Source organism: Phocaeicola sp. (assembly GCF_057861905.1).
This window is the reverse complement of the sequence record NZ_DBMACV010000042.1, coordinates 22,536-30,579: the sequence shown is the minus strand read 5'-3', so window position 1 is coordinate 30,579 and position 8,044 is coordinate 22,536. Positions and strand designations below refer to the sequence as shown.

The 8,044-nt window shown below is 43.9% G+C and carries 2 protein-coding genes and 2 pseudogenes; all 4 read right to left on the bottom strand.

Annotated elements, in window-relative coordinates; genetic code table 11:
- Positions 1-92: 92 nt before the first annotated feature.
- The 4 genes and pseudogenes from ACZM60_RS09430 to ACZM60_RS09415 all read right to left on the bottom strand — a co-directional run bounded on the left by ACZM60_RS09430 (position 93) and on the right by ACZM60_RS09415 (position 8,044).
- Positions 93-2,093 (bottom strand): glycoside hydrolase family 3 C-terminal domain-containing protein, encoded by a 2,001-nt coding sequence (locus ACZM60_RS09430; RefSeq protein WP_489521362.1) that lies wholly within the window; start codon positions 2,091-2,093, stop codon positions 93-95.
- Between the two features lie 12 nt (positions 2,094-2,105).
- Positions 2,106-3,306, bottom strand: a pseudogene (locus tag ACZM60_RS09425) (esterase).
- A 29-nt stretch (positions 3,307-3,335) separates the two neighbouring features.
- Entirely contained in the window at positions 3,336-4,946 is a 1,611-nt protein-coding gene (locus tag ACZM60_RS09420) for a RagB/SusD family nutrient uptake outer membrane protein (RefSeq protein ID WP_489521361.1), read from the bottom strand.
- A 12-nt stretch (positions 4,947-4,958) separates the two neighbouring features.
- Positions 4,959-8,044: pseudogene (locus ACZM60_RS09415) on the bottom strand (SusC/RagA family TonB-linked outer membrane protein).

The following is an 8,044-nucleotide window of genomic DNA, read 5'->3' as shown; positions in this document are numbered from 1 at the left end:
TTATTGTTTCTTTGAAAACAAACCGGATGCATTGCAAGGATACTATATTGAGGACTCAAAACAACTGGCCTTATTCTAAACTTATCCCGAACTCAGGTATCGACTGTAACTGTATAAGTTCCGTTTTCTGCCTTAACTTGCGGAGTTCCATATTCGAAGGTTGTATACGACAAACCGTATCCGAATGGATAAGAAACTTGTTTTCCGAAGCTGTCGAAGTAACGGTAACCTACATAGATATCTTCTTCGTAATCGGTATAGTCCCATAACTTCACTTCGCTCTTCTTTTCTTTGGGATCGGTCATATTACTCAGATTACTCATAGCACCTTCTGTCGGGAAGTTAGCTGAAGAGGCTGCATCCTCAAATTTTACAGGGAAAGTCATGGTCAGTTTTCCTGACGGATAAGCTTTTCCGCTGAGGATATCTGCTACGCTGTTTCCGCCTTCCTGTCCTGCCTGCCAAGCGCAGAGAATTGCATCCGGCAAGTTTTTCCATGAACTGGTTTCGATAACTCCACCGATATTCAGGATAACTACTACTTTCTTGCCTGCTGCATGGAATGCTTTACATACATCGCTGATAAGTTTGGTTTCTTCCTTAGACAAGTTAAAGTCGGAAACCTTTCTGTCGAGGAATTCACCCGACATACGTCCTAACGTAATCATTGCTATGTCGGTTTGAGCTGCGTAGTTGTTTAACTGACTTGCCGGCAATTCCATTTCTGTTGGAAGCGGAGTTGGTAAGAATTTAACCATCGGATTATCTCCTTTAGGTTTGTTGCGCTCATTTTCTTCGGCAATGTATTTCTGATAGGTATCTTTTAACTCTTCATTAACTTGGAAATTCGCATTTTTCAGCCCGTCAAGCAGCGAAACAGTATATGCACGGTTTACGTTACCTGAGCCAGTTCCTCCAGCAATGAAATTGTAAGAAGTGCAGCCAAACAATGCGACTTTCTGAATATTTGAACTCAGCGGAAGTGTCTGATTGTCGTTCTTCAGCAATACCATACCCTCGGTAGCAGACTGACGGGTAATTTTGGCATGAGCCTGCAAATCCGGTTTGTTGGAATAATTGTATTTCTTGAAGTGAGGAGTTTGTAGAATCATGTTAAGAATACGTTCTACGTTGCGGTTCAATACGGCTTCGTCCAGTGTTCCTTTCTTTACGGCATTGACAATGGCCTCATATTGCTTGTCGAGTCCCGGCTGTAACATATCGTTTCCGGCCTTCATTTGGGCAACGGCATCCTTACCTCCGAACCAGTCTGTCATTACCATGCCTTTGAATCCCCATTCGTCACGTAAAAGAGTTGTTAGCAATTCTGGATTTTCGGATGTATAGATTCCATTCAGGTAATTGTAGGAAGACATGACAGTCCACGGATTGGCTTCCTTTACGGCAATTTCGAATCCTTTCAAATAGATTTCACGTAAGGCTCTGGGTGATACATGTGCATCGACAGCCATACGGTTGCTTTCCTGATTGTTTACGGCAAAGTGTTTGATAGATGTACCTACTCCGTTGCTTTGTACGCCTCTCACATAAGCCGCAGCAATTTTTCCGGAAACCAGAGGGTCCTCTGAGTAGTATTCAAAGTTACGTCCGCACAATGGATTACGATGAATGTTCAGTGCTGGTGCCAGCAATACGTCGGCTCCATACTCCAGAACCTCATTCCCGATGGCTTTACCCACATTCTCTACCAGTTCCTGATCCCATGTAGATGCCAGTAATGTTCCGATAGGGAAGTGTGTACAGTAATAAGTGGCAGAGTCTCCTTCACGGGTTGGGTCGATACGCAGTCCGGCAGGACCGTCGGCCAGTACGACAGCCGGGATACCCAGTCGTTCAATGGGATAAGTTGTTCCGGCAGCACCGGGAACGAGTTTCTTTGTTTTGCCGATAACAGCACTATCGCCCGAGAAGCCAGCCATTCCTGTACCGACTACCAGATGAGCTTTTTCTTCCAAAGTCATGGCATTGATGACTTCATCAATCGTGGCCTGTCCCAGTTGAGGAACTTTGGGCCTACATGAGTTTAATATCATGGCTGAAAGAGCCATTCCAAGAATCAATTGCTTTTTCATAATTAGTTTAGATTATTTGAACAATAAAGGTACAAATTCTGTCAGGTATACACGCCAATTTCTCCAGATATGTCCTCCATCGGTTTCCATATAAGTATATTTGTACCCTTTTTCATCCAGTTTTTTTACGGAAATCAGTATTATCCTTGTAAAGGAAATCTGTCTTACCGATACCTATCCAGTACAGACGAGGTGGATTGCTGAACTGGGTAGCAAGCTTCTGGTCGATATTCTGATATACATCCGAGATATTATTCTTTGGATCTATTTGTTTGCTGGTTGCAGCCGAGAATAAACCTACATAACCGAATTTGTCCGGATAATATGCCGAGATGTAGAGTGAATGGAAGCCTCCCATAGACAATCCACAGATAGCACGGTTGTTTTTATCTTTCTTTACACGATAGGTCTTTTCAACAAATTTCATGATATCAGGGAAGGCCTTTTCAATTTCTCCATCCATTGTTTTTGGATTCATGAACTGAGGCTTAACCATGCTGTTAGGTGCCGCTCCTGGAGCTGCCTGCTGTGCACCGTTTCCGTTCGGCATGACGACAATCATCGGTTCTGCTTTACCCTGAGCGATGAGATTATCCATAATCTGGGCTGCACGTCCTTGTTCTACCCATGCGTTTTCATCGCCACCGGCTCCATGCAGCAGGTACAATACTGGATATTTCTTACTGCTGCTTTCATATCCGGCAGGGGTATAGACGGTCAGACGGCGTTCCATTCCCAGTGTTGGACTGCTATACCATACCTTCGATACGGTACCATGCGGTACATCTTGTACCATGTACAGATCTGCCTGCCCATTTCCTATCAAGAAGTAGTTGGTAATGGTAGCAATATCACGGTTCTGATAGACATTGCTGGGATCGGTAGTCTTGAAATCGTTTACATAGACCGAATAGTTGTACATTTCACTGGGCAGTACCGGCGATGTATATTCCCATACTCCGTTTTTACCTTCTTTCAGCTGTGCTCTGCTTGGGGCTTCAACTTCACCGAAAGGAGTTTTTATTTTCTGCGTAGGCAGGAAATCTCCTTCAATTTCTACCTTCGAAGCTTTGGGAGCCAGAATACGGAAAGTTACAGAATTGTCTTTGTTTATCTGAGGGGAGACAATGTCGCCTCCACCCCATAAAGCTTGTTGTGCATACCCAGATAGGCTGAATAGCAATGCACTTGCATATAAAACTATTTTTCTCATACGTATAAATATTTTAATTCACATTCAGATTACCATCCCGGATTTTGTGTCATATTCGGGTTAAGTGTCATTTCTTTTTCTGGTATAGGCAAGAGTTCGCTCTTGTTCTTCTTGAAGCCGTAACCTTGTTGGTTGACGAAGCCGTCTTTCTTTACGACAGGCTCTGCCGAAGTCGATTTGTCCATAACCAATGAAGGAATATAATGTCCTTTTTCCTTCAGAACTTCTTCGGCATCTCCCCAGCGTATCAAATCTTGGTAGCGGACACCTTCCATGCACAGTTCCAGACGCTTTTCTGTTTTAATATCATCCAGAGTGACATTAGACAATGGAGTTAACTGAGCGCGTTGTCTGATTTCATTGATATACTCCAAGGCTTTATCCTGACCGCTTCCTGCTTGTACATGAGCTTCGGCTGCCATCAGCAGAACTTCTGCATAACGCATGAAGCGTAAGTTGATATATTGCCAGAATTGAAGTCCGGGGTTATCGTACATACAGTCTTCCTTCAGTGCACGGTATTTCCATGAAAAATATCCTTCGTTGCCTACCATGGTGTTTCCATCTCTCAACGAAATACCCAATGCTTCCAGCTGTTTGTAAGTGATGATTGTCTGGTTCAGGCGATAACCGTCGGCTGTTTCTTCGGCCACGAAAGCATCATAGAGTGATTTGGTCGGATTTCCGAAGCCATAGCAACCCTGTGAAAAGGCAGAAGCCGACTGATCGAAGTCGAGCAAAGCTGAACGCCAGCCTAACATACAGTATAATTGAGAGAACTGATTCCACATTTGTTCAGGGTCATTGCGCATCTGTGCTTCCAGAATGGATTCTCTACAATTGTTGGCTTTCACGTGTGCAAGATCTCCGTAGTCACCCTGATACAACCCATATTTGCCGGAAGCAATTACTTTATCCAGAATATTGGCAGCTTCGCTATATTTTCCCTGGAATAAGTAAGCTTTACCCAGATATGCCATGGCAGCTTCCTTTGTTACTCTGATGGTTGTTACATCATCGTCTATATTCTCTTTCGACGGCAGGTCGCTGGCTCCATCGGAATCTCCTACGGCTGCGTTCAAATCTGATTCAATAAATGCCCATAATTCTTCTACCGGCGTATTTCCTTTCCTGTATTCATCGGTAGTCAACAGATGGTCTACTTTAGGTACGCTTCCCCATAGGGTAACCAGTTCAAAGTATGAGAAGGCACGGAAGAATTTAGCTTCGGCAATGGCCTGGCGCTTGACTTCCGTATCCGGGGCTACTTTGTCAATTATCAGGTTGGCATTGTATACGATGGTATATAAACCTGAATACAGACTGGTAATCATACCGTGGTCTGAACCGAATGTCATTTCGTTCAGGCGTTCCATTTCTCCGTTATCTCCTCGTGAACCTCCACCTGTATACATATCGTCCGACAGCAGGTTCTTTACAAAGAACCAGTTATAATGTTGTGATCTGACAGACAGATACAGAGCTGCGGCAGCAGATTCTGCTTCATCGTCTGTCTGGTAATATGTTTCCTGACTTCCTACATCACCATGTTTTGCTATATTGAGTCTGTCTTCGCATCCCGTAGTCAGTGTCATGCAAAACATTCCCGCAGCAAGTGCTATATATAGTTTCTTTTTCATAATATTATTCAATTAAAATTCAACATTAAAGCCTAACATAACTTTCTTTGCGCTTGGGTAGGTACCCATATCAATACCCATACCGCTTGTAGCGTTTGCAGAAGCTTCAGGATCGAAGCCCGGATAACTGGTGAAAGTAAAGAAGTCTTCCAGTGATACATACAAACGCAGGTTGTTGATGAATACTTTGTTTATCCATTGTTTGGGTAATGAATATCCCAACTGGATTTGTTTAATTTTGAAATATGATCCGTTGAATACCATTGCGTCGGATACGGTATATTTATCCAGACTCAGGGCATTGGCTCTCGGAGCGCTGGCGTTGGTATGTTCCGGTGTCCAGCGGTCTTTGTAGAATACTTCACTCAGTTTGTTTGCTGAGGCATGGTCCGGACGGTTGATACAACTGAAGATATCGTTTCCGTAGCTACCGGAACCGAATACGGTAAGGTCGAGACCTTTCCATGCAGCAGTCAGTGTGATACCATATGTAAAGTCTGGGATGGCATCGCCGATGTAAGTTTTATCATCTTCGTTGATGATACCGTTGTTGTCCAGATCGGCAAAAATAGGTTCTCCGTCTTCCGGGTTAATGCCTTCACAGCGATAACCACGGAAGTAATAAACCGGATAACCTTCTTCGAAATAAGTAATTGTGTTTGTGTGGAATGTTGTTCCATCAGCTCTTGTAAGTGACGGATCAAGATAAGTAACTTTGTTCTTCAATGTAGCCAGGTTTCCTTTGATGCTATAGTTGAAATTACCGATATTATCTCTCCAGCCTATTTCGAGCTCAAATTCCTTATTGCTTACGTTACCGGCGTTGATTGGTGAGGTTGTTCCACCGATGATAAGTGAAGGAGTGGTTCCTGTGATCAGCAAATCTTTGGTTTTCTTGCTATACCAGTCCATAGAAAGTGTCAGACGGTCGTTGAATAAGCGTGCATCCAAACCTACGTTGATTTGTTCGGAAGTTTCCCATTTCAATTCATCGTTACCCAGACTGTTCGGACGAATACCGGTTGTGTAGTTATTTCCCGGAACGAACGGATAATAACCGGCTGTAACCATGGTAGTTCCATAACCGTACAGGTTGCTTGCCAGTGCTGCCAGACTACCATTCTGTCCCCAGCTGGCACGCAATTTCAAACTTGATACAACATCTCTCAATGGAGTAAAGAAATTTTCTTCAGAAACGGTCCATCCGGCAGATACAGCAGGGAAGTATCCCCAGCGTTTTTCCAGAGGCAGATAAGACAGGTCGGCAGCATCGGCACGGAGTGAAGCCTGTACATATACTTTCCGGCAAAGTCGTATCCTACACGTCCGAAGTAGGAATATTTGGCTGTACGGGTCTTTTCTCCTTGAATGGATTTGCTGGCAGACGGATCTCCGTAACTCAGATACCAGAATGACGGATCTCTGTTGGTGATGGCATCTGCTCCGTTAGCATTATAGGCACTTGTGATGTAATCGTATGTCGATTCCTGATAAGACATACCCAGCATGGCATTGATGGTATGCTTGTTGAAAGTCTTGATATAGTTGGCGAAGTTTTCCCATTGCCAGTAAATAGAAGTACTGGATGTACCGCTGATAGATACAAAGTCGTTGTTCTGTACTGAGTTACCATAGTAAGGCAGGCTGACTGTTGAAGAACGGGTACCCGACAGACGATAACCGAAACGTGAGGTGAATACGAATCCGTCGAACGGTTTCAGTTCTCCGTATGCAGAACCGTTTACATTGAATCCACTGTTCTTAGGAACAGAATTGTCGCGCATAATCGTCGGATGATAGTTCTCCGATTCTACGAAGTTGGAAACTGCATAGTAATTTCCGTTTTCATCGGTCAGCAGTGTCTTGCCGTTATCGAGTGCAGCCTGCATGTTAGCAGGAAGGTTGTCCGGACTGTATGTGCTGGGAGTCAGCGGGTCGAGCTCCATGACAGCCTGGAAGAAGCTACCATACGCATTATTGCCCGACAGTTTGCGGTAGTTGTATTTTTCAATCTGGTTGGTTGTTCCTACCTTTAACCAATCTTTTATCTGGTAATCGGCATTGATAGAACCCGTCAGACGTTTGTAGAAGTCAGCATCACCTCTTACGATACCGTTGTTGTCAAGATAAGACAAAGAAAGATAGTAGTTGCCTTTTTCATTTCCGTTGGAGAATGAAACGTTGTGTTTCTGTATCTGTCCGTGACCAAATACTACGTCGGCCCAGTTTGTATCTGTAACACCATCCCAGTCTTTGTCAATCTTAGACTGTTCGAATACGCCACCTTCTACCATGTAGGTAGCATATTCTTCTGCATTCATCAGTTTCGGCATTTTTCCGAGTGACTGGATAGAGTACTGGAAGTCGTAAACGACTTTACCTTGTCCGGTCTTACCTTTCTTGGTCGTGATCAGGATAACACCGTTACCAGCTTCAGCACCATAGATAGCGGCTGAGGCTGCATCCTTCAAGACTTCTATAGAGGCAATATCATTCGGGTCGATACCGGAAATGTCAGAAAGACGTACACCGTCTACTACATAAAGAGGGTCTGAGGCTACATTTGAAGAAAAACCACGTACACGGATGGTCGGTGCTTCACCTGGAGCAGCAGAGGAAGAAATTACCTGTACGCCGGAAGTCTTACCTTGCAGTGCCGACTGTACCGTAGTAACGGAACGGTTTTCCATATCTTCTGCTTTTACCTGCGAGATAGAACCGGTGACTGAACTTTTTTTCTGTACACCATATCCTACAACCACAACTTCATTTAGCGTTTGTGTATCTTCTTTTAAAGTAACATTCAGTGAAGACTGATTTACAGGAAACTCCTGAGTTGTATAACCTACATAAGAGAATACAAGAACATGTCCTTTAGGAACATTCAATACATAATTTCCGTCAAAATCGGTGATGGTACCGTTGGCCGTACCCTTTTCAAGTACACTTACACCGATTAAAGGTTCTTTGTTCTTTGCATCCAGAACTTGTCCCTTTACGGTGATTGTGTTTTGTGCTAATGCGGATGACAATCCCATCCACATAACCAGGACGATAAAGGTAATCGCTCTGGCCCATTGTTTGTTTGTATTTTCCAT